Here is a 21071-nt window from a genome sequence, read left to right as displayed (position 1 = left end):
CTCACTGAAACGTGAACTCTGCGAGTCCGCGCCTAGTAGAACGAATGGCGCGGTTCAGGCGCGGACTCGCAGAGTCCACGCTACATTGCTACAGTTTCTCGAAGATGCGGCGGAAGCTCACGGCCTCGCCGATGTAGCTGCGCAGTTCCGAAATCGGCATACGGGTTTGCTCGCGCGAGTCGCGGTGGCGCACGGTTACGGTTTCGTCTTCCAGGGTCTGGCCGTCGACCACGATGCAGAAGGGCGTGCCGATGAGGTCCTGGCGGGTGTAGCGCTTGCCGATGGCGTCACGCTCTTCCAGCACCAAACGGAAGTCAAAACGCAGGGCATCGAAAATTTCCTGGGCCTTCTCGGGCATGCCGTCTTTGCGAACGAGCGGGAAGATGGCGGCTTTCACCGGTGCCACGGCCGGGTGCAGCTTCAGGAAGGTGCGGGTTTTGGTTTGCTGGGCGTCGCCCTCCCCTTCCGTGATGGTTTCCTCGGTGAAGGCGTTGCACATCGTGGCCAGGAACAGGCGGTCGGCACCGACGGAGGTTTCGACCACGAAGGGCACGTAGTTGCCGTAGGCCTTGCCGGTGGCGGGGTCGATATCGGCGTCGAAGTACTGCTGCTTTTTGCGGCTCAGGGCCTGGTGCTGGGTTAGGTCGAAGTCGGAGCGGGAGTGGATGCCTTCGATTTCTTTGAAACCGAAAGGGAATTCGTACTCAATGTCGACGGCAGCCTTGGCGTAGTGGGCCAGCTTGTCGTGGTCGTGGAAGCGCAGCTTGTCGGCGGGCAGGCCGATGGCCTCGTGGAAGCGGCGGCGGGCGGCCTTCCAGGTGTCGTACCACTCGCCTTCGGTGCCGGGGCGCACGAAGAATTGCATCTCCATCTGCTCGAACTCACGCATCCGGAAAATGAACTGGCGGGCCACAATCTCATTCCGGAAAGCTTTCCCGATTTGGGCAATGCCGAAGGGAATCTTCATGCGGGCCGACTTCTGCACGTTCAGGAAGTTTACGAAAATGCCCTGGGCGGTTTCGGGGCGCAGGTACACGGGCGGCGCGTCCGAGTCCACGGCCGAACCCTGGGTTGAGAACATCAGGTTGAACTGGCGCACTTCGGTCCAGTTGCCGGTTTTGGAAACGGGGCAAAGGATTTTCTCGTCGATGATGAGCTGGCGCACGCCGGCCAGGTCGTTTTCGGTGAGCAAGCGGCCCATTTCGGCCGTGAGGGCTGCCCCACGGGCGGGGTCGCCGGCGTTTTCGTACTCGGCGGCTTTTTCTTCGAGCAGCACATCGGCGCGGTAGCGCTTTTTGCTGTCGAGGTTATCCACCATCGGGTCGTTGAAGCCGTCGATGTGGCCCGAGGCTTTCCAAGTCTGGGGCGCCATAAAAATGGCGGCGTCGAGGCCCACTACGTCGTGGTGCAGCTGGGTCATGGCTTCCCACCACAGGCGCTTGAGGTTGTTTTTCAGCTCCACGCCGTTGGGGCCGTAGTCGTACACGGCGGCCAGGCCGTCATAGATTTCGGAGGACTGAAATACGAAGCCGTATTCCTTGGCGTGGGCCACAATATCCTTGAGCTGGGTGGTTTCGAGTGCTGGGTTCATATCCACAAAAGTAGGCCGATGTGGCCCAAGCTGAAACTTGTGCGTAGAAGGCCCAAAACAAGAACAGTCCTGCTTCGGCTGCGCGCATTAGGGCGTTTTGTTTTGACGCTCTTTCCCGAGGACACAATTCGGTAACATACCGGCTGTGAACTACCTCCCTACCTTTGGCCCATGATTCAACCTAAATACCCACCAATTTCCTCTTTATGTTTGGTTTAGAACCTCACGTGCTGCTGCTTCTCGGCGTGTGCCTGCTGGCCGCCTGCGCGTTCGAGTTCGTCAACGGCTTCCATGACACGGCCAACGCCGTCGCCACCGTTATTTACACCAACACGCTGCGGCCCTGGGTCGCGGTGGTGTGGTCGGCCTTCTGGAACTTCATCGGCGTGTTTGCCGGCGGCATCAGCGTCGCCATGGGCATTGTATACCTGCTGCCGGTCGAAAGCCTGGTCGACGCCAACGTGTACCACGGCATTGCCATGGTCGGCGCCCTCATCCTCGGTGCCATTATCTGGAACGTGGGCACCTGGTATTACGGCATTCCAGCCTCCAGCTCGCACGCTCTCATTGGCTCGATACTGGGCGTGGGCATTGCCTTTTCGCTGCTGCCCGAGTCACGGGGCGCGGCTGTGAACTGGGGCAAAGCTGGCGAAACGGGCATTGCCCTGCTCGTGGGTCCGCTGCTGGGTTTTGCGCTCACCATCGGCATGATGTTCCTGTTCAAGCGCTTCATTCGCAACAAGGCCATTTTTAAGGAGCCGCACAAGCGCAAGCCCCCGCCCCTCTGGATTCGGCTGATGCTGATTGTAACCTGCACGCTGGTGAGCTTTTTCCACGGTTCCAACGACGGGCAAAAGGGTGTGGGCCTCATCATGCTGATTCTGATTGGCATCGTGCCCAGCTATTTTGCCCTCGACCAAACCAAAAACCCGCTCGACCTGCGCGAATCCCTCGGCAAAGTGGAGTACGTAATGAACCGCGTGAACCGCAACGAGTTGAGCCCCGCCGATACCAAAATGCTGGCCGAAATCCAGGTACAGACCAGCGACCTCGACCGCATTTTTGCCAACACCACCCGCATCGAGGACCTGCCCCGGCAGACGCGCTTCGAAATCCGGCGCGACATTCTGCTCATCGGCAACCGGGCCAAGAAGCTGCTCGGCTCCGAAAAAGTGAGCCTGAGCACCCAGGACCGGAGCATCTACGACGGCGCCATGAAGGAGATGAAGACCTTCACCGACTACGCTCCGTGGTGGGTGCTGTTCATGGTGAGCATCTCGCTGGCCGTGGGCACCATGGTTGGCTGGCAGCGCATTGTGAAAACCATCGGCGAGCGCATCGGCAAGGAGCACCTGAGCTATGCGCAAGGCGCCTCTTCCGAGCTGGTGGCCGCCGGCATGATTGGCATCAGTACGCAGTTTGGCCTGCCGGCTTCCACCACGCACGTGCTCACTTCGAGCATCGCGGGCTCCATGGTGGCCAGCCGCGGCGTGAAGAACGTGAACCCCGGCATGGTGCGCACCATCGCCCTGGCCTGGGTGCTCACCCTGCCCGTGACCATGATGCTCTCGGGCCTGCTGTTCCTGCTGTTCCGCGCCCTGATGGGCTAGTAAGCTCGACCAATCAAAACACAAAAAAGGCTGCCCTTCACCGGGGCAGCCTTTTTAATTCTCGGCTAATTAGCAAAATCACCGCTTGCTATTAAAACCCAAGAATTGGGGGATAACCCCACTGTTTTTAGTCACTTGTCCACTTATCCACAGGCAAAAGTCACCCAAATGTGGATAACCCAGACTTATTTGGGCCATTGCACTTCCATGTCGTCGTTGATGAAGACGCCAAAATTCACGAATTGCAGCTGGCCTTCTTCAAAGTATAAGTCAATCATTGACTTCTCGTAGGAGAGGCGAACGGCGCCTTCTTCCATGGTTTCGAGCTCGGGCGTGGGCTGGTTGTGCTGCTGCATCAGGGCCTTCACCTCGTCAACAGTTTTGCCGTGAATGGCCTCGCCGAAGAGGCGAATGTTGGGGTTGTCGGTTTCGATGCAGCTCAGGCGGAAGTCGTCTTCGCGGTCGAAGTAGAGGGAGAGCAAGTAGTCTTCTTCGTGGTAGTTCCATGCTTGGTGCTCGAAGTCGTCGTCGTCGTCCGACTCTTCGATTTCCTCGGGTTCCCCCACGAGGGTGCGCACCTCGTCCATGGTGGCGCCGAAGCGCAGCGGGCCCATGCCGGTACCCAGAATAATTTCGTTTTCGTCGATGCTCGAAGGTTGCGTGGTGTTCATGGGGTTGGGTTGAAGGGTAGGTAGCAAAGGTAGGCAGCCGCGCTACTTCCCGTATTTTTCCAGAAAGGCTTCTTTCTGGCGCAGGTACTCGGGGTGGACTTTGGCCTCGTCCCACTTGCGCTTGAAGATGGCCGCGGCTTCCACCTTGTCCACATCGGGGTGGGCGGTGCGCGGCAGCTCGGCACGGCCGTGGGCGCCGCTCTGGCCTTTTTTGTCGTCGGGCACAGGGCCGTCGTATTTTTTGCCGCCGCGGTGGTTGGCGTAGCGCCGGGCCCGGGTAAAGCCCATCTGAATGAATTTGCGGGCCATGTCGGCGCCCACAAAATCCCCGGCCTTCAAATAAGCCTCAAACAGGCCGTAAATCGTCTCCGACGACTCGGTGGCTGCCGCGGCGTCTTTGAAGCGCCAGAAGGGCAGGATTTCGCCCTTGTAGGGCTGCACCAGCAGCACGCCCTGCTCGCCCCGGCCCACGCGGTACAGCTCGGGGTGCTGGCGGAAGTCGACGGTGTGGAAATCGAGGGTGTAGTTGAATGGCATTGGCCGCTATACGGAAAGTGCCGGTGGCGGGCTACACGGCCCGGGCGGCGCCTATGTCGGGCTTTTACCGCAAGCGCTGATTTGGGTTTCTAGCTGAACTGCTTTTTTAGCAGCGAATCCCAAAATCAATGCCCGGCGCTCAACCCCTTGATTCGGGAGCAACCTTTTTAACCGGGAGCAACCTTTCGATTCGGGTTTTCCCCAACCTTAATTTTTTGTTAAATCTTTTTTCTAAAAAACTCTCTTTGTTTCCACTCATTAGGTCGGTTGATAAGTGGATAAGCTCGAGAGGTTATCCCCAGCGTGGAAAACGTGGGGGTAAGCAGGGCCTTATCCACGTGCTATCCACCACCATTGTGGAAAACAAAATATTGTTTGTCAACACTTTATCTGCATTTTCAACATCCCGCCCTGCTTTCCACATTTTCATTGTCCCCCGCAGAATGGGTGTGTGGGAAGGCCGTCTGGCGTGCAGAAGTTATCCCCGGTTATCCCCCGCCGTTTTCCCCTGTCTGGGCCCCGGAATCACCAAAAAAACTTCTACCCCACTTATCCCCGTTCAGCTTTCCTGTTTCCCCCAGGTTATCCCCGAAATTACCCCCAGCCCAAAAGGCGTGTGGAAAAGCCCGTGGAAAACCGGTGGATTACCGCTCAAAAAGGCCGTCAGTAACTGGAAACGACCATAAGTTATCCACGAATGTGGGTAAGTGCGGGCAGTTTCAGTGTTTTCAGAGGCTTTACCCACTTTTCCACTGAACATGTTAGAACCGCTATATGAAGTGGTATCTGGGGCAAATCCGCCCGTAGATTCTGTTAGTCCGCAACAACCATCGCTACGGGCAAGCCGAAATGAAAAACCCTTCTCCTTCCCCCAGCAGCCCGGGCGGGCAGCCGAATAAGAAGAAGAAGGGTATTTAACGCGAGAGTTGGCCGCTTTAAAAAGCCAGCGGCGTCACAATGTCGAAGCCGGCCCGCACCTGCTGGGGCCTAGGGTCGAGAAATACTGGTTCGGGGGGCAGCAACAGGTTGGGGTCGCCGTTGCGCCACTTGCCGTCGCCGTCGCGGTCAATCAGCACGCGCAGGCGGTAAATGCCCGGCGCAAGGTCCGAAAATGAATACGAGCCTTTGGGCGACACCAGGCTGGCCACGACCTGCAGCTTCTCATCCAGCAATTGCAGCTCAAAATTCTTCTCTTTGGTGGTGATGGTGCCGGACAGGCTGTTGGAAACGTCCTGTTCGCTGATGTCCAGGCGCAGGGGCCGCAGCCGCAGCCGCTCGCCGGTGATGGCGGTAATGGCTGAGCTGTCGAGGACGATTTCGAGGCGGGTTTTGGCCTTCGATTTGAAACGAACGGCGAGTTGGGTGCGGTCGGCGTTGAGGGTGCCATCGGCGGGCAGGCGCAGGGCGCGGCGCTTGGTCGAGTCTTCGATGATTGTGCCGAAGGGCTTATCGGCAGCCATACGCACCGGCACGGCAAACACGAACTTGACTTGCCCCTCCGGGTACACCGCGCGCGGGCTGCCCTCTACCGAATACAGGGCCGAAACGGCAACCTTCTTGGCCGTGGCGGCGGGCACCGGAAACTTCAGATTGAGGGTATCGCGGAGCACGTTGCCGGTGCTGTCGGTGGCGGTGAGCAGGAACCGGCCATCCCCCACGGCCGGGGTTTTAAAAATGACGACGCTCTTGCCGCGGTCCGTGAGCAGCACGGCTTCGGCCACGGCCGCCGAGGCCGCGCCCACCGGCGCCAGGGCGGCCGACCGCAAGCCTTCGTTGAAGCTCAGGCGCAGCTGCGTGGGGGTGTACTGGCGGGTGGTGGAAAGCGGCGGGCGCTGGTCGGGTTGGGTGAGCACCAAGGAAACCGGTCGGCTGCTGTCGCCGGCAATGGTGACGGGCGCGGGCAGGTAGGCAATTTTCTCGCCGTCGTCGAAGCGGCCGTTGTTGTTCTTATCGGCTACAGCGTACAGCTTATACGGCCCGGCTTTGAGAAACCCCAGACTGAATTTGCCCTCCTTGTCGGTAAGCACTGAATAGTAGGGCCGGCCGCGGCGCACCCCGGCCGTGTCAGCGGCGCGGAACAGGCCGATGCTGGCCTCGGCTACGGGTTTGGCCGTGAGCAAATCGGTGACGGTGCCGCTCACCTTGCCCGAATCGAGCACGGCGCCGGTGCTGAAGTTGATAAAAGCGTTTTTGGCCGGCAAGCCCTCGGTAATGTCCACCACGGCATCCCGGAAATTGATGCTGTAGGTGGTATTGGGGTCGAGCGGCTTCTCGAAAAGTAAGGTGATGGAGTTGCGGTCCTCGCGCAGCTTGTAGGGATTGTCGGCGGCCAGCTGGGGCGTGATGAGCAGGTTTTTGCTGAGCTCCTTTGTGACGACGGGCTCCGAAAATTCCAGGCGCACGAACTGCTGCTTCACGTTGCGGGCCGCGCTATCGGGCGAGCTGCTGATGCGGCGCGGCGGCGTGCGGTCGCGCGGGCCGCCCAGGGGCGGGGCCACGGCGGCGCAGCTTTCAAGCAGGGCAACCAGCGCCAGCATAGCCAGCAATTCAGCGCGAACGGACATTATACAACAGCAAGGTGGTGAGGGTAAGCACAAGAATGGCGGCGCCGATGCGCCACGCCAGCGGGCGGGTCACGACCTCGCTGGGCTCGGCCGTAACGACGGCCACGCTGCGGGCAGTATCAACTACAAAGGTGGGCGGCGGGATTTTCACCGAGTCGGCCCCTGGTAGCGCTGCTGGGGCGGGTGGCACGGTTTGGGCCTGCGCCACCGGCAGCCCTGCCGCTCCCAACGCCAATAGCAGCCCAAACCGTGCCGCCCGCCGCATCAGGCCGCCGGGGTGCGCCGACGCGCCACGTACAGCAGGCTCGAATACTGCCCTTCGTGCTGCGCCGCGTATTGGTTGGATTTGTAGCCTGCCTTCAGCACCGTGAGCAGGCCACCGGCGCGCTCGGCCTTGTGCTTTTCGCTAAGCATGCTCACATAGTAAGCATCAAGCGGCATGGGCAGAGTATCGCCGATGACCAATTTGTGCTTTTTCAGCAGCTGGGCCATGGTTTTTGGAGCGAAGTGGTAGAGGTGCCGGGGCACGTCGTAGGCCGCCCATAGCTCGCGGTAGTGCTGGGCGTCGAGGCTCTCCACGTTGGGCACGGCAATCAGCATCACGCCATCGGGCTTGAGCAGCGCCGTGAGCTGGGCCAGGGTTTCGTTGAGGGTGTGCACGTGTTCGAGCACGTGCCAGAGGGTGATGGTATCGAAAGTGCCGGGCTCAAACGCCGCCAAATCCGGCTCGCCGATGGGTTGGCCGAGGCGCTGGCTGGCCTCTTGCCGGGCGCGCGGGCTGGGCTCCAGGCCCGCTACCTGCCAGCCCGCGGCCTTGGCCGCGGCCAGAAAATGGCCCGTGCCGCAGCCGTAATCCAACAGCTTGCCCCGGCGGGGCGCGTACTTATTCAGCAAGCTCACCTTGCGGCGCATGGTGAAAAACCGGGCCACTTTGTAGGCCTGGTTTACCAGACCCGCCGCGTCGCTGTTGTGCGACACGTAGGCGTCCGACTCGTAGTAGCGGCCAATGTCGGCCGCGCCGGGCCGAGGGTTGGTGAACTGAAAGGTGCAGCCCGCGCACTGCACAATGGCAAAGCTTTCGTGGCTCACGGTTTTATCCTCCACCACCAGCTTGTTGCGAAACTCGGGTTTGCCGCACACCGGGCAGCTTTCTAATCGTTCGTAGGACACGGATACTTCTAAAAGGCAGAACTGACCGTTACTCAAACGGCGCAGCAAATTTCATAGCCCGGCAAAGTTCGCAAGATTTTAAGTAGCGCGGACTTTTAGTCTGCGAGCGAACCAATCTACTCGCGGACTAAAAGTCCGCGCTACATATTACCGACCCAAATACACCATCAGCACCGACACATCGGCGGGCGAGATGCCGCTGATGCGCGAGGCCTGCCCAATGGTTTCAGGCTGGATTTTGAGCAGCTTTTCGCGGGCCTCGTGGCTGAGCGCGGGCATGGCCCGGTAGTCCAGCCGGCCCTGAATTACGAAATTCTCTAACTCCTGCTGGCGGGCTGCCTGCTGGTGCTCTTTCTGTAAATACGTTTCGTACTTGATGTTGATAATGGCTTGCTCCAGGGCTTCCGCATCGAAAGACACCAGGGCTGCATCCAAGGCAGGCAGGGCGCGGCGCAGGTCGGCCAACTCCACGTTGGGCCGGCGCAGCAGGTTCACGGCGCGGGTCTTCTCATGAATTTCAGCCGAACCCAATTCTGTAAGTAGTGGGTTGATTTCGGCCGTCTCAATGGCAAACTTTTGAAGCAGCTCGGCCAAATCCGCCGCTTGCGCTTCCTTCATCCGCACCCGCTCCAACCGTTCATCCGAGGCCAACCCCAACTCGTGGCCCAGCGGCGTGAGGCGCAGGTCGGCGTTGTCTTGGCGCAGCAAAATGCGGTGCTCCGCCCGGCTCGTGAACATGCGGTAAGGCTCGTCGGTACCCTTGTTCACCAGGTCATCAATGAGCACGCCGATGTAGGCTTCGCTCCTTTTCAGAACGAAGGGCGCCTTGCCATGCACCTTGTTGTGGGCGTTGATACCGGCCATCAATCCCTGGCAGGCGGCTTCCTCATAGCCGGTGGTGCCGTTAATTTGGCCCGCGAAGTACAAGCCCGAAATCAGCTTGGTTTCGAGCGTGAGCGAAAGCTGGGTCGGCGGGAAGAAGTCGTACTCGATGGCGTAGCCGGGGCGGAACATCTTGGCGTTCTCGAAGCCCGCAATTTCGCGCAGGGCGCGGTACTGCACGTCCTCAGGCAGGCTGCTCGAAAAACCGTTGATGTAGCATTCCACGGTGCTCCAGCCCTCGGGCTCCACGAAAATCTGGTGGCGGTCCTTGTCGGCGAAGCGGTTGATTTTGTCCTCCACGCTGGGGCAGTAGCGCGGCCCCAGGCCCTTGATGCGGCCTTGGAACATGGGCGACTTCTCGAAGCCCTCGCGCAGGATGTCGTGCACCCGCTCGTTGGTGTAGGTGATGTAGCAGGGGCGCTGCTGCGTGAGGCGCGGCGTGTCGAGGTAGGAAAATTTGCTGGGCACCTCGTCGCCGCCCTGCACTTCCATTTTGGAATAATCCAGGCTGCGGCCGTCCACGCGGGGCGGAGTGCCGGTTTTCATGCGCCCGGCTTCAAAGCCTAGCTCCAAAAGCTGCTCGGTGATGCCGCGGCTGCCCTTCTCGGCCGCCCGGCCACCCCCAAAATTCTTCTCGCCAATGTGGATGAGGCCGTTCAGGAAGGTGCCGTTGGTGAGCACCACCGACTTGCCCCGAAACTCAATGCCGAGCTGGGTTTTCACGCCTACTACGGTATCATTTTCCACCACGATGCCCGTCACGGCTTCCTGCCAGAAGTCCACGTTGGCGATGCCTTCCAGCGTCAGGCGCCAGGCTTCGGCGAAGCGCATGCGGTCGCTTTGCGCGCGCGGGCTCCACATGGCGGGGCCCTTCGAGCGGTTCAGCATCCGAAACTGAATCATGGTCTGGTCGGTGATGATGCCCGACTGGCCGCCCAGCGCGTCAATTTCGCGCACAATCTGGCCCTTGGCCACGCCGCCCATGGCCGGGTTGCACGACATCTGGGCGATGGTGTTCATGTTCATCGTCACCAGCAGCACTTTCGAGCCGAGGTTGGCGGCGGCGGCAGCGGCTTCGCAGCCGGCGTGGCCCGCTCCTACTACAATGACGTCGTAATCTTCTTGCTGAAACATAATGGAAGCACGCGCCCGGGCGCATTCGGTATAGATAACCGCAGGAAGGCGCGGTAATAGAAACAGTTCAACGCCGGAGGCCGCTTGGTGCGTTCCAGCAGTAGTGCCCGCAAAATTACGAAATCAAAAACCCGCAGCCCGTTTCACGTGAAACGAGTTGTGGATGTAAGAATTTGGGTTAAAGCAGAGCCGTAGCGAAGCGTTTCGCCGGGGAAATTCGCCGCCGGAATGTTCGGCTTAGCATGACACGGGCCACTTATTGCGTCTGTCCGCGCAACTCTTCGGGTAGCCAGTCGGCCAGCAACTCCGCCGAATGAGCCGCCACGGCGTCCCAGGAAAAGAGCTGCCAGTGGCCGCTCACGTTGTCGAATACTTCCGTAGCAGTTGGGCTGAGAAACAACTTGTAGTCGAACTTGGGATAATCGTGCACCAGATAGCCGGGGTAGTAATAGTCCAGCTGCAGGCGGCGGGCGTAATCGGCTTTTAGCAGCAACAGGTACTTGCCCAGGCTGTGCTGCCGATAGGCGGGGTCGTAGAAATTGAGGATGCCGGCCAGGCTGCGGTCGCCGCGGTCGAAAATGCCGACGGCTACGAGTCGGTTGGCATCGCGCAGCTCGATGACGTAGGTATTGAAAACGTTGTGCTCCTCGCCGCCCAGTAATACGGCCTCCACGGTGGGCGCGGCATCGAACGTAATGGCGTTTCGGTAACGGGCGTAAAGTTCTTCGTGCTCAGCGCTGAGGCGAAGTGGCTGGATGGTGGCTGCAAAGCGGGCATTGCGCCGCATCAGCCGGCGCTGTTCGGGGCCCCATTGCATGTTGGCCAGCACCACGCGCAGCCAGTGAGCGGTGTAAATGCGGCCATCGAAGGGCACAAACTGGCAGGTGAACAAGTCCTGCTGCATGCGGTAGTAGCCCCGGCCCAGGTAAAAATCCAACGCTTCTCCCCGAATGAAGGCTGGCACAGAAGAGGAAGCGGACATAAAACGGAAACAAACAACGACGGCGCAATTGCCGCAACCAGTCGGGGTGGCAATGCCAACGCCCGCGAAAAGCGGGCGTTGAGTGGTTTCGAAGATAAGACTGCCCTAAAACGTGCGCAACGACAAGCAGTGGTCTTCTTTGGCCCGCATGGCCGTCTGGCTCAGCAGGTCCTTGTCGTGGTAGCCGAGCAGGTGCAGCACGCCGTGAATCATGACGCGGTGCAATTCGTCGCGGAAACTCACGCCCAAGTCTTGGGCGTTTTCGCGCACCCGCTCCACGCTAATGAAAATGTCGCCTTCTAAAATATCGGCATCGTCCGAATTATCGAACGTGATGACATCGGTGAGGGTGTCGTGGTCGAGGTACTCGACGTTGAGCTGATGCAGGTAGTCGTCGGAGCAGAATATGTACGTGAGCTGCACAATGCGGTGCTCGTGTACGGCCGCCACGCGCTCAATCCACCCAACAAGCTCTTCCGCATCGGCCAGCTCGAAAGCGGGCACGTCCTCCACCATGAACTCGATGCCGGGGGCTTCGTGGTGCAATTCGCCGGGCGGAGATTCGTGGTGGGGAGGCCCCACCGGCGGGTGGCTGTTCATGTTGCGTTAGGCTGCGATATGGTCGGCCGTGGGGCTTTCATCAACGGGCGCAGCCGTAAGCTGAAACGTGAGCTGCACGCGGCGACCTTCTTTGCTAAATTCAACTTCATCGGCCAAGTGCCGGATGAGGAAAATGCCCCGGCCCCCGGGATTTTCCAAGTTCTCGGGTGCAGTAGGGTCGTCCAAGTTGTCGAAATTAAAGCCTGCACCTTCGTCTTCGATTTCGAATTTGAGCAGTTGGGGCTCCACGTACAGCGACAAATAGACATTCTTATCCTTGTCGAATTTGTTGCCGTGGCGGATGGCGTTATTCACCGCCTCGGTCACGGCAACCATGATGTTGCCATAGATATCGTCCTCAATCTGAAAGGTATCCTTGGAATTATCGATAAAACTCTCCACCACGCGGATGTTTTCGACGAGTGACGGAATCTGAATTTTTACCTGCTTCATAAGGCGGTTTGATAGGGAGAGCGGCAGCGGGTTAGGGGCGGCAAAAATAGTGTATTGTACGGCAGACTTCAGCTTATCGGTTTACGATAAAACGAAGAAGTGAGCGACAAGCAAGGCAGCGTCTACTTAATCTTCTGAAAGTACTCCCCCACTTCGCGTTGGTAATACGGAGTAAGGCTCGGGGGTGTACTACGTAGTAATTCAGTTTGGCGTTCTTTATTTGCCTTGTATTTGTCGAAACCGGGCGGAAAAACCGGGGTTTTTACTTGCGCGGCCTGGGCTTCGCGCTTGGTGTCTTGGTCGCGCTCCCGGGCCGATTTCTCCACTTCCAGCAGCCGGGTGAGGATTTGCTGCTGGCGCATGATGGTTTGCTCGGTGAGGCGCTTATTGACGAGGTCGGTTTCGGTTTGCTCCATCATTTTTTTGATGTCGCCGGTGCCGCCGCCGCCCTGCTCCCCTTTGCCATCGGCGCCGCCTTCTTTTCCTTCCTTGCCGCCCTCTTTGCCGTCTTTGCCTTCGCCCGCTTGTGAGCCGCCGGGCTTGCCGTTCTGCTGCATTTTATCGAGCTGCTGCATGGCCTGGCGCAGCATCTGCTGCTGGCCGGCCAGCTTGGCCAGCTCCTGCGACATTTCCCGGCCCGACTTGCCGCTCTGCGACAGCTTCTGAATCTGCTCGTTGAGCTGTTGCTGCATCTTGCCCATCTGGCCGGGGCCGGGTTTGCTGCCCTGGCCCTGCCCTTTGCCCTTGCCTTTTTTCTTGCCGGGCTTGCCCTGGCCGTCCTGGGGCTGGCCTTTGCCGGCCTGGGCCTCCTGCTGCATCTGGTTGAGGGAGCTTTGCAGCATCAGGGCTAGGTTGTTCATGCTGGTCATGGCCTGCTGCTGGGTGGCGGTGGCCCGGCTGGGGTCGCGCTGCTGAATGTGGGTGAGCGACTCCTCCATGCGGCCGTTCATCTCGCCCACCTCCCGCGTCACAAAACTCTGAATCTTGGGCTCCTTCTTGGCCAGGGCGTACAGGGAGTCTTGCACAATTTTGGCGTCGTCGCGCAGCTTGCGCTGGGTTTGGCCCAGCTGCACAAAGCGTGGGTCGCTCTGGTCCACCTTGCGGAAATCCTTCATCAGGTTTTCCTGGTCGAAGCTGAGCGTGAGCAGATTTTCGAGGATGTCGCGCAGGTCGTCGATGTTCTCCTGGGCCTGGTCGCTTTCTTCCTCGCTCATCTGGTCGCGCATTTTCTGCGCCATCTTTTTCATGCGCTGAGCGGCGCTTTTCTGCTTGGCGGCGGCCTTCTGGTTCTGGTTTTTGCCGAGCTGCTGCTGGCTTTCCTGCATATCCTGGTCGGTCTGCTCCTGGTCGGGCTTTTGCTCGTCCATGCCGTTCTGGTCGCCCAATTGCTTGTCCATCTGCTTCAATTCCTGAAGCTCCTTTTTCAGGTCCTCAAACTCCTTCTGGTTTTCGGCCTGCTCTTGCTTCAGTTGCTCCTGCTTGGCTTTTTGCTCCTGGTTCGAGAGCTTGTTGTCGGGATTTTCCTTGTCGTTCTGCTGGGTTTTGTCGGCCAGTTTCTCTTCGTCCTTAGCAAGTTCTTCCAGCTTGTTGGCGGTTTCCTCCACCTTCTGCTCAAGCTGCATTTGCTTGAACATTTCCAGAGCGCGGTCCAACTCCTTTTGCAGGGTGTCCTCTTTGTTTTCGAGCTGCTGCAGGAGCTTCCGCATCTCGGCATCGGGCTGCTTTTGCTGTTCCAGCAGCTTTTGCAGCTTGTCGTAGAGCTTCTTCGTTTCGGGGTCCAGCAAGTCGTTCATGAGCTTTTTCAGCTCCTCGGCCTTTTTGGCCATCTCCTCGCTTTTGGGGTTGAGCTGGTCCTGCTTTTGCTGAAGCTGGTCGAACATTTTCTGCATCTGCTCCACCTGCTCGTTCAATTGCTGCTTCTGGTCGAGCATGTTTTCCAGCTGCTTGCGGTCCTGAAAGCTCAGGTCGCGCTTGGTTTTGAGCTTGTCCTGGGCCTTGGCCAGCTCACGCTCCAGCTTCTCGCTTTGCTTGGCAGCTTGGCTCATTTCACTCGCCACCGATTGTGCCTGGGCGGTCAACTCCTCGCGCATTTCGCGGCGGCCCGGCAGGCGGAACTCCGCCGGCCGGGTGCGCGCCGACTTCGGGCCGTGCACGCCGTCGTTGTCCCACGCCTCCACGTAGTACTCGAGCCGGTCGCCGGGCTGCAGGTTCAGCGGGTTCAGGTTCCAGGTGTAGGCGTACGTGCCAGCGCTTTCGCTGGGCAAAGTCAGCGGGCGCGAGGCGTAGTTGCCGGCCGCTCGGGCATTGCCGCCGCGCAGCAAACGGTAGTGCAACTCCAGGCGGGTGAGGCCATAATCGTCGCGCACGGTGCCTCCCAACGCCAAGTAGCGCCGCGTCACCGTATCCGGAAAGGCTTCGAGCGTGAGTGTCGGCACCAGGTCCGGCACGGCCGTGAGCTGGTAAGAAATCGGGTCCCGGTTCAGGCTAACGGGGTTTTTCAACCGTAGCAAGTAGGGCTGCGACCGCAGGATGCGCCGCGTGGCCACGAAAGTTTCTCCGTTGCCACTGGCCGCCAAGGTCTCATCCGGGTTTTGGAATACCAAGGCCAGTTCATCGGTAGCCGCTGTCGCGAATTCCCAGCGCACCGTGCTGCCTTCGGGAACCGTCAGGTTGCCGCCATTCTCAATGGTTTCGGCCGCCTTTCCGGTATAAGCCGGGTAGGTAACATTTACTTTGAAATCGCGCAGATTGGGCCGTTCCAGCACCGTGAGTTGGTACTCCGGCGAGTTAAAGCCGGCCCCCTTCAACTGGAACGTCACGTTTTCCTGCGGTTGCTCAAACGTGTAGCGAAACTGGTCGCCCCGCCCGGCCACCTTGCTCAGGCGCCGCTCGCTCTCGTCAAAGGCAATGCTGACATCGGCCGGCAGGGCCTCTCCGGCCACGCCCACGTCCAACGTAAAATCCTCGCCCCGAAACGCTGTCAGCTTCGGATTTTTAATCACAAATTGAAACGGTGCCGGCGGCGAATATGCCCGCTTGTAGTGCCAGATGCGCTCCGTGCCCTGCACCAAAAAGCTGGGGTAAAAAGCCAACAGCGCCAGCAGCACCACTACCGGCACGGCCGCGTACTTCCACAGCGGCCGGCTTTGCTGCTTGATATTGATGCCCTGCGCAAAGGAGATAGTGCCCATTTGGGCGGCGCGTTGCTCCAGGCTGGCCGCAATCAGTGCGTTGTCGCGGGCCTGGCCCTGCAGCTGCAGCGCGTTCAGCAGGCGGTCCTGCACTTCGGGAAACAACTCCCCTACCCTGCGGGCGGCTTGCTCGTCGCTGAGCAGCCGGCGCAGGTTGGTGAGGGCCGCCAGCGGCGTCCAAATCCAGCGCACGAAGCTGTAGGCCACCAGCGCCAGAAACCCGAACAGCAACCCCGCCCGCACCGCCGTGGGCAGGTAGAGGAAGTACTCGAGGCCGTTGAACACCACGAAAAAGGTGAGCAACAGGCCGCACGCCACCAGCAGGCCGCGCACCAGCAGGTTCAGGTAAAACTTGCGTTTAAAAGCTTCCAGCTCCGTCCGTACTCGCGCCAGGGCCGGGTATTGAGCCCCTGAAGCTCCGCCCTCCATCGTCATCTCCATAAGTGAGGTCTTAGTCAGGAAAGATACATCAAGACGGGGCGCTTGGTTCGGAGGATGTAGCGCGGACTTTTAGTCCGCGAGTAGTAGTCCTTCGCAAAGCGGCTTGCTCGCGGACTAAAAGTCCGCGCTACATTACCTCCACCCAGGCCGGGCAGTGGTCCGAATGCACCACGTCCGGTAACAGACCCGCCCCGGTCAGGCGGGGTTGCAGGGTGCCATCGGCCAGCCAATGGTCGAGGCGCCAGCCCACGTTGCGCTGGCGCGAGCCGGCCCGGTAGCTCCACCAGGAATAGTGGCCCACCGCTTCGCCGTGGTGGTGCCGGAAGGTATCCACGAAGCCATCGGCCAGGAAATCCTTGAACCACTGCCGCTCCTCGGGCGTGTAGCCGGGGCTGTTTTGGTTGGCCTTGGGGTTGTGCAGGTCAATGGCCGTTTGGCAGCAATTGAAGTCGCCGCCAATGAGCAGCGGCGGCGTGCTGCCCGCCTTTAGCCCGGCCACGTAGTCCCGAAAAAAGTGCAGCCACTCCACCTTAAACGCCTGCCGCTCCGGCCCGCTCGTGCCCGAGGGCATGTAGGTGTTCAGGACTGATACATGCTCGAAATCCAGGCGCAGCACGCGCCCTTCGTCGTCGTAGCAGCTCTGGCCACAGCCGTGCACCACGGCCGTGGGCTCTACTTTCGTGAACGTGGCCACGCCGCTGTACCCGGGTTTTTGGGCCGGATGCAGGTAGGCGCAGTAGCCCAACGCTTCAAACCCGGAAACGTCCATGGGCTCGCGCCCGGCCTTGATTTCCTGCAGGCACAGCACGTCGGGCGCCGCTTCGGCCACCCAGTCCAGCAGGCCCTTGCTCAGGGCCGAGCGTAAGCCGTTGACGTTGTAAGAAATGATTTTCATTGATTCACAATATCGAAACGTCATGCAGAGCGCAGCGAAGCATCTCGCGTGCTTTAAGTAATCCGGTCAACTGAATTAGCGGCGGCACGCGAGATGCTTCGCTGCGCTCTGCATGACGTGCTATTAACTTAAAGGTCGTCTCCCGGGTCCAGCATGAAGTACTCCAGCACGTGCCACTTCAGCATGCGCTCCTGTTCCTTCAGATTGGCGAAGGGCACGGGCCGCAGCAGCTTGTAGTGCGGCCAGCCGTCCTCGTCCACGCGCTCCAACTCGTAGTGGCCGCTGAGGCTGAAAAGCCGGCAGGTGGCGATGTGCATCAAATCCTGCTTTTGCTCTTTGGTGAACGTGGTGATGCCTTGGTTCAGCTCCTGAATGCCGATGAGCAGCAGCAGCGCGTTCAGGTCGGGCCGCTTGCCGAAGCGCGCTTCCATTTCCTGCATCAGCGTTTCCCAGCGCGCCTCAAAGTCGGCTTCGGATTCGTGGTGTTCGGCGAGCGTCAGGTCCTCGCTCATACCGCGTGCTCGGCGTGGGGTGGCGCCGGTGCTACGGCCTCTGTCTTTAGGATTTCCCAGTATTCCACCGCGCGGCGGAAGTGCGGAATCACAATGCTGCCGCCGATGATGTTGGCAATGGCAAACACCTCGTAAATCTCCTCGTCGGTGAGCTTTTCCTCAAAGCATTTGCCGAGATGGTACTTGATGCAGTCGTCGCAGCGCAGCACCATGGAGCAGGCTAGGCCCAGCATTTCCTTGGTTTTTACGTCGATGGCGCCGGGCGCATAGGTATTGGTGTCGAGGTTAAAAAAACGCTTGATGACCTTGTTATCGGCCGCCATGATGGTTTCGTTCATCCGCTGGCGGTACTCGTTGAATTCGGTTACTTGGGACATTGGTTATTTGGATGGGCGGGTTAAGATGAACGGTCCTGCTGAGCGCCGCCGAAGCACCTCGCGTGTAGCAGTAATCAATTTGATAACAACGAAGCGGGCGAGATACTTCGGCGGCGCTCAGCAGGACCGTTGTGATGAAGCACAATGCACGAGAACGGGCTACATTGCTCCTCCAAAATTACTCTCCAAAACCTCGCTTCTACCCTTCATGCTCCGCTCCCTGGCCGCCGATTTCATTGGGCTGATTTTCCCGCGCCTGTGCCTGGCCTGCCGCGAGCCGCTGGTGACGGGCGAAAACCACCTCTGCACCGGCTGCCGGGCCGAATTGCCTTACACCGATTTCCACCTGCTGCCACCCGAGCAAAACCCGCTGGGTAGGCGGTTTTGGGGCAAGCTGCCCATCCGCCATGCGCTGAGCTATCTGCGGTTTGTGCGCCACGGCCGCGTCCAAAACCTGCTCCACGAGCTCAAGTACCAAGGCCAGCGCGACGTAGGCACTGCACTGGGCCAGCTCTACGGCGCCGAATTACACAATGCAGGCCTCGCCGCCGATTTCGACCTGATTGTGCCCGTGCCGCTGCACCCGAAAAAGCTGGCCAAGCGCGGCTACAACCAGGCTGCTGCCTTCGCTACGGGCCTGGCCGAAGGGCTGAAAGTGCCCGCCAGCGCCACTGCGCTCCGCCGCACCACCAACACCAATACCCAAACCAAAAAGAACCGCGCCCAGCGCTGGGAAAACGTGGCCACGGTATTTGAAGTAGAAAACCCCACCTCGATTATCGGCCGCCGCATTCTCATCGTCGATGACGTGCTAACCACGGGCGCTACCCTGGAAGCTTGCGGCGCCGTGCTGCTGGCGGCGGGGGCCGCCGAAGTCAGCATCGCTACCATCGCCTGCGCTGACCGCTAAAGCGGTGGAAAACGCAAGGCATAAAAAAAGGGCCGCTCCTGGTTAGGAACGGCCCTTTTTATGGTAGCCCGATTATTTGTTCGAGCCTGCGTTAATCATTGCGCAACGGAAACCAATGGTTGCCGTTGCCGAATCCTCGGCCATGAAGCGACGGGTGCCGGGCGAGAGCCAATAGGCTACGTCGCGCCACGAACCACCTTTGTACACGCGCACGTGGTCGTCAATCAGCGACTGGTAGTTTTTCTTGTCGTATTTGTCAGCCGGGTCGGCTACGCCGTTGCGACGGAAGGGGTTCAAGTCTTCCACGTCCTGGTACGAGAGGGGACGGTACACGTCCTGCACCCACTCGTTCACGTTGCCGGCCATGTTGTAGAGGCCGTAGTCGTTGGGGGGGTACGAGTAGATGTACTCGGTAATCATGGCGCCGTCGTTCAGGCTACCGGCGATGCCGGCGTAGTCGCCGCGGCCCCGCTTGAAGTTCGCCAGGAACTGGCCCTGCTTCCGGCCGTAGGCGTTGCGGGTAGTTTTGCCATCCCACGGGTAAATGCGCTTCTCCTCCTGGTTTTCATTGCCAACCTCCTGCGTACCAACGAGGGCTTGGGCGGCATATTCCCACTCGGCCTCGGTGGGGAGGCGGTAGTTGGGTAGCACGTTGCCGTTTTCAATTGAGATATTGTTCTTGGCATCACCTCCGTTGCTGGCCGTGCCTTCGGCGCCGGCATCCGCCGCGTCAGCTTTCTTTTTGCGACCGAACAAACCGCCGCCCTTTTTCTTGGAACCGCCGTCGCTGCCTTCGCCAGCCAAGCGCTGGTTCACCTGCGCCGTGCGCCAGGTGCAATAGTCATCGGCCTGCAGCCAGCTCACGCCCACCACGGGGAAGTAGCGGAAGCCAGGGTAACGCAGGTAGTAGGTTACGTAGGGGTCGTTGAACGACAGGTCGCGCGCCCACACCGTAGTGTCGGGCAACGCCGACCGATAAAATTCTTCGGCCGAGTCGGTGCGGATGAAGTGCAGGTATTCCAACCAGTGAATGTTGGCCACCTCGGCTTCATCCATGTAGAACGAGGCGATGGTCACCGTGCGCTCGATGTTGTCGTGCGTCATGGTCACGTCTTCCGACTGCGAGCCCAGGACAGTGCGGCCACCTTCGATAAAAATAAGGCCCGGACCTTCGGGTACCGACTTGAAGTTGGCCACGGCCATCCCCTTCTCAGTGTTGTACTCAATGCCCGTAGTAGAGGAATATTTACCTGGCTTCGAAGCAGTGGGCGGCCCACCTTTGCCACAGCTGGCTAAGGTCACAAGGCCCACTACGGCCAAGCGTAAATAATTTGGAAAGTTCATAACAAAGTTAAAATGACTATGAGGGAGGAGGGGTTAGCAAGGGCAATTAGGACACAATAGTACAAAAAATTAGAATGCCGGACAAGGGGCCACTGGGTAAACGCGCCTTTTTAGGCGGCGATAGGCATTTTCCAGGCGGTCAAATGCATACAGGGCCAGCGTTATTTCGTGGGCGCCCCCCAAGTCGGCGCTCAGGCGGCTCACCCCCACGTCGTAGCTGTAGCCCAGGCGCAGGCCTCCCGCTCGGATGCCCGCCACCGCGGCCAGGATGTGCTGAGACCCAACGTCGCTGGGTGAAAAAATATTGCGGTAAACCGCCCCCAGCGTCACGGGCGACGCCGTGAAGTACATCCCCGTTTCGGTGCGCTGCGAACCGCCCTGCCGGGAATAGGCCCCCACCGGCGTGAAGCTCACTTCCTGGGTGGCCACTCCAGTGGCGGGCTTCACGATAAAGAATTTATAGCCGCCCGATAAGCTCAACTGCAGCGGCAACTGGCTTTGCCGCTGAAATCCCAGGCTGGGCTGGTTGAGGTGCTGGCCGGCCAGGCTGAGCCAGCCTTGCTCGGTATAGAGCACGGCACCGGTACCCAGGCTGAGGTAGTTAACGGGCTGAAAATCCAGCAACTCTGCCGAAGGGCCCACCACGGTGCCATCTTCCAGAATCTGGTCGCCAAACACGAAATTATCATATCCGACGCGCTGGCGGCCGTAGCTGGCCCGCAGGCCGCCGCTGAGGGCCAATTTCTCGTTCAGGCGGGTATGGTAGGCGTAGAGGGCGCCCACTTCCAGGCGGGTGTAGCCCACTGCTCCGCTCCGGTCCTGGTTGAGCAGCAGGCCCAGGGCGTGGTGCTGGCCCGGCCGGTCGAGGCGCAGGTCGGCGGCGGCCTGGGTGCTGACGAAAGCCCCGGCCAAGCGCGGAAACTGGTTGCGGTAGCTCAGCGTGACGCTGTAGTCGTCGACCAGCCCCGTGAAGGCAGGGTTGGTGTGGAGGCGCGTGGCAAAGGGCTGCGAGAAAAACACGTCCTGCCCCCGCGCTCCGGCCACGGTGCCGAGCAGCAGCCCTGCCGCCAGGGCAAGCCGTCGGCCGGCAAGCAACGAGGGATAGAGCACGGGCATAGGGACCGGGAAAACGCCGCCAACCTGCCGTTTAGTACGGCCGGCCCTGCGAAGGTACGGCCTGATACCCCGCGGCTAGGGCAACCAGTCG

18 protein-coding genes are annotated in these 21071 nt (G+C 59.9%); 2 read left to right on the top strand and 16 right to left on the bottom strand.

The window, feature by feature from the left end:
* Positions 1 to 88: 88 nt before the first annotated feature.
* Entirely contained in the window at positions 89 to 1591 is a 1503-nt protein-coding gene (locus tag I2I05_RS00750) for a glycine--tRNA ligase (RefSeq protein ID WP_196280302.1), read from the bottom strand.
* A gap of 206 nt (positions 1592 to 1797) precedes the next feature.
* Between I2I05_RS00750 and I2I05_RS00745 the strand changes: the two genes are divergently transcribed.
* Entirely contained in the window at positions 1798 to 3201 is a 1404-nt protein-coding gene (locus I2I05_RS00745) for an inorganic phosphate transporter (RefSeq protein WP_196280301.1), read from the top strand.
* 185 nt (positions 3202 to 3386) lie between these two features.
* Here the strand turns inward: I2I05_RS00745 and I2I05_RS00740 are convergent, their stop codons facing one another.
* The 13 genes from I2I05_RS00740 to I2I05_RS00680 form a co-directional block, all read right to left on the bottom strand.
* Entirely contained in the window at positions 3387 to 3872 is a 486-nt protein-coding gene (locus I2I05_RS00740; RefSeq protein ID WP_230688064.1) for a hypothetical protein, read from the bottom strand.
* 42 nt (positions 3873 to 3914) lie between these two features.
* The gene (locus tag I2I05_RS00735) at positions 3915 to 4409 is read right to left on the bottom strand and encodes a DUF4385 domain-containing protein (protein ID WP_196280300.1); all 495 of its coding nucleotides are present in this window, start codon (positions 4407 to 4409) and stop codon (positions 3915 to 3917) included.
* Positions 4410 to 5344: 935 nt separating this feature from the next.
* Positions 5345 to 6973, bottom strand: coding sequence for an Ig-like domain-containing protein (locus I2I05_RS00730; RefSeq protein WP_196280299.1), 1629 nt, complete (start codon positions 6971 to 6973; stop codon positions 5345 to 5347).
* The gene (locus I2I05_RS00725; RefSeq protein WP_196280298.1) at positions 6957 to 7238 is read right to left on the bottom strand and encodes a hypothetical protein; all 282 of its coding nucleotides are present in this window, start codon (positions 7236 to 7238) and stop codon (positions 6957 to 6959) included. The genes I2I05_RS00730 and I2I05_RS00725 overlap by 17 nt, the downstream gene beginning before the upstream one ends.
* Positions 7238 to 8143 (bottom strand): class I SAM-dependent methyltransferase, encoded by a 906-nt coding sequence (locus I2I05_RS00720; RefSeq protein WP_196280297.1) that lies wholly within the window; start codon positions 8141 to 8143, stop codon positions 7238 to 7240. Before I2I05_RS00720 ends, I2I05_RS00725 begins: the two co-directional genes overlap by 1 nt.
* Before the next feature lie 147 nt (positions 8144 to 8290).
* Entirely contained in the window at positions 8291 to 10159 is a 1869-nt protein-coding gene (gene mnmG / locus I2I05_RS00715) for a tRNA uridine-5-carboxymethylaminomethyl(34) synthesis enzyme MnmG (RefSeq protein ID WP_196280296.1), read from the bottom strand.
* A gap of 256 nt (positions 10160 to 10415) precedes the next feature.
* Positions 10416 to 11141, bottom strand: coding sequence for an arginine-tRNA-protein transferase (locus I2I05_RS00710; RefSeq protein WP_230688063.1), 726 nt, complete (start codon positions 11139 to 11141; stop codon positions 10416 to 10418).
* A 105-nt stretch (positions 11142 to 11246) separates the two neighbouring features.
* A complete protein-coding gene (gene ybeY, locus I2I05_RS00705; RefSeq protein WP_230688062.1) occupies positions 11247 to 11741 on the bottom strand; it encodes an rRNA maturation RNase YbeY in 495 nt (164 codons plus the stop codon).
* Positions 11742 to 11747: 6 nt separating this feature from the next.
* On the bottom strand, positions 11748 to 12194 hold the full coding sequence (locus I2I05_RS00700) for an ATP-binding protein (protein WP_196280295.1): 447 nt from the start codon (positions 12192 to 12194) through the stop codon (positions 11748 to 11750).
* A 122-nt stretch (positions 12195 to 12316) separates the two neighbouring features.
* Positions 12317 to 15826: a DUF4175 family protein gene (locus I2I05_RS00695; RefSeq protein ID WP_230688061.1), complete on the bottom strand. Its 3510-nt coding sequence runs from the start codon at positions 15824 to 15826 to the stop codon at positions 12317 to 12319.
* Between the two features lie 127 nt (positions 15827 to 15953).
* Positions 15954 to 16721: an exodeoxyribonuclease III gene (locus I2I05_RS00690; protein WP_196280294.1), complete on the bottom strand. Its 768-nt coding sequence runs from the start codon at positions 16719 to 16721 to the stop codon at positions 15954 to 15956.
* Positions 16722 to 16849: 128 nt separating this feature from the next.
* Complete coding sequence (locus tag I2I05_RS00685) at positions 16850 to 17233, bottom strand: hypothetical protein (RefSeq protein WP_196280293.1); 384 nt, start codon at positions 17231 to 17233, stop codon at positions 16850 to 16852.
* Positions 17230 to 17610 (bottom strand): carboxymuconolactone decarboxylase family protein, encoded by a 381-nt coding sequence (locus I2I05_RS00680; RefSeq protein WP_092671126.1) that lies wholly within the window; start codon positions 17608 to 17610, stop codon positions 17230 to 17232. Before I2I05_RS00680 ends, I2I05_RS00685 begins: the two co-directional genes overlap by 4 nt.
* Positions 17611 to 17818: 208 nt before the next feature.
* Here I2I05_RS00680 and I2I05_RS00675 point away from each other — a divergent pair, with 208 nt between their 5' ends.
* On the top strand, positions 17819 to 18520 hold the full coding sequence (locus tag I2I05_RS00675) for a ComF family protein (protein WP_196280292.1): 702 nt from the start codon (positions 17819 to 17821) through the stop codon (positions 18518 to 18520).
* A 72-nt stretch (positions 18521 to 18592) separates the two neighbouring features.
* On the opposite strand, the gene I2I05_RS00670 is transcribed toward I2I05_RS00675, so the two are convergent.
* Together I2I05_RS00670 and I2I05_RS00665 are read right to left on the bottom strand one after the other, a co-directional pair.
* The gene (locus tag I2I05_RS00670; RefSeq protein ID WP_196280291.1) at positions 18593 to 19864 is read right to left on the bottom strand and encodes an SUMF1/EgtB/PvdO family nonheme iron enzyme; all 1272 of its coding nucleotides are present in this window, start codon (positions 19862 to 19864) and stop codon (positions 18593 to 18595) included.
* Between the two features lie 69 nt (positions 19865 to 19933).
* Positions 19934 to 20980 (bottom strand): PorP/SprF family type IX secretion system membrane protein, encoded by a 1047-nt coding sequence (locus I2I05_RS00665; protein ID WP_196280290.1) that lies wholly within the window; start codon positions 20978 to 20980, stop codon positions 19934 to 19936.
* Between the last annotated feature and the right edge of the window lie 91 nt (positions 20981 to 21071).

Source organism: Hymenobacter jeongseonensis (genome assembly GCF_015694725.1).
GTDB classification, from domain to species: domain Bacteria; phylum Bacteroidota; class Bacteroidia; order Cytophagales; family Hymenobacteraceae; genus Hymenobacter; species Hymenobacter jeongseonensis.
This window is presented reverse-complemented; position numbering and strand designations above follow the sequence as displayed.

Bases quoted from the DNA above. Each gene is read 5' to 3' on its own strand.
- I2I05_RS00735 (WP_196280300.1), bottom strand. From the start codon at position 4,409: ATGCCATTCAACTACACCCTCGATTTCCACACCGTCGACTTCCGCCAG.
- mnmG (WP_196280296.1), bottom strand. From the start codon at position 10,159: ATGTTTCAGCAAGAAGATTACGACGTCATTGTAGTAGGAGCGGGCCAC.
- I2I05_RS00750 (WP_196280302.1), bottom strand. From the start codon at position 1,591: ATGAACCCAGCACTCGAAACCACCCAGCTCAAGGATATTGTGGCCCAC.
- I2I05_RS00695 (WP_230688061.1), bottom strand. From the start codon at position 15,826: ATGGAGATGACGATGGAGGGCGGAGCTTCAGGGGCTCAATACCCGGCC.
- I2I05_RS00685 (WP_196280293.1), bottom strand. From the start codon at position 17,233: ATGAGCGAGGACCTGACGCTCGCCGAACACCACGAATCCGAAGCCGAC.
- I2I05_RS00730 (WP_196280299.1), bottom strand. From the start codon at position 6,973: ATGTCCGTTCGCGCTGAATTGCTGGCTATGCTGGCGCTGGTTGCCCTG.
- I2I05_RS00745 (WP_196280301.1), top strand. From the start codon at position 1,798: ATGTTTGGTTTAGAACCTCACGTGCTGCTGCTTCTCGGCGTGTGCCTG.
- I2I05_RS00680 (WP_092671126.1), bottom strand. From the start codon at position 17,610: ATGTCCCAAGTAACCGAATTCAACGAGTACCGCCAGCGGATGAACGAA.
- ybeY (WP_230688062.1), bottom strand. From the start codon at position 11,741: ATGAACAGCCACCCGCCGGTGGGGCCTCCCCACCACGAATCTCCGCCC.
- I2I05_RS00670 (WP_196280291.1), bottom strand. From the start codon at position 19,864: ATGAACTTTCCAAATTATTTACGCTTGGCCGTAGTGGGCCTTGTGACC.
- I2I05_RS00675 (WP_196280292.1), top strand. From the start codon at position 17,819: ATGCTCCGCTCCCTGGCCGCCGATTTCATTGGGCTGATTTTCCCGCGC.
- I2I05_RS00710 (WP_230688063.1), bottom strand. From the start codon at position 11,141: ATGTCCGCTTCCTCTTCTGTGCCAGCCTTCATTCGGGGAGAAGCGTTG.
- I2I05_RS00740 (WP_230688064.1), bottom strand. From the start codon at position 3,872: ATGAACACCACGCAACCTTCGAGCATCGACGAAAACGAAATTATTCTG.
- I2I05_RS00690 (WP_196280294.1), bottom strand. From the start codon at position 16,721: ATGAAAATCATTTCTTACAACGTCAACGGCTTACGCTCGGCCCTGAGC.
- I2I05_RS00725 (WP_196280298.1), bottom strand. From the start codon at position 7,238: ATGCGGCGGGCGGCACGGTTTGGGCTGCTATTGGCGTTGGGAGCGGCA.
- I2I05_RS00665 (WP_196280290.1), bottom strand. From the start codon at position 20,980: ATGCCCGTGCTCTATCCCTCGTTGCTTGCCGGCCGACGGCTTGCCCTG.
- I2I05_RS00700 (WP_196280295.1), bottom strand. From the start codon at position 12,194: ATGAAGCAGGTAAAAATTCAGATTCCGTCACTCGTCGAAAACATCCGC.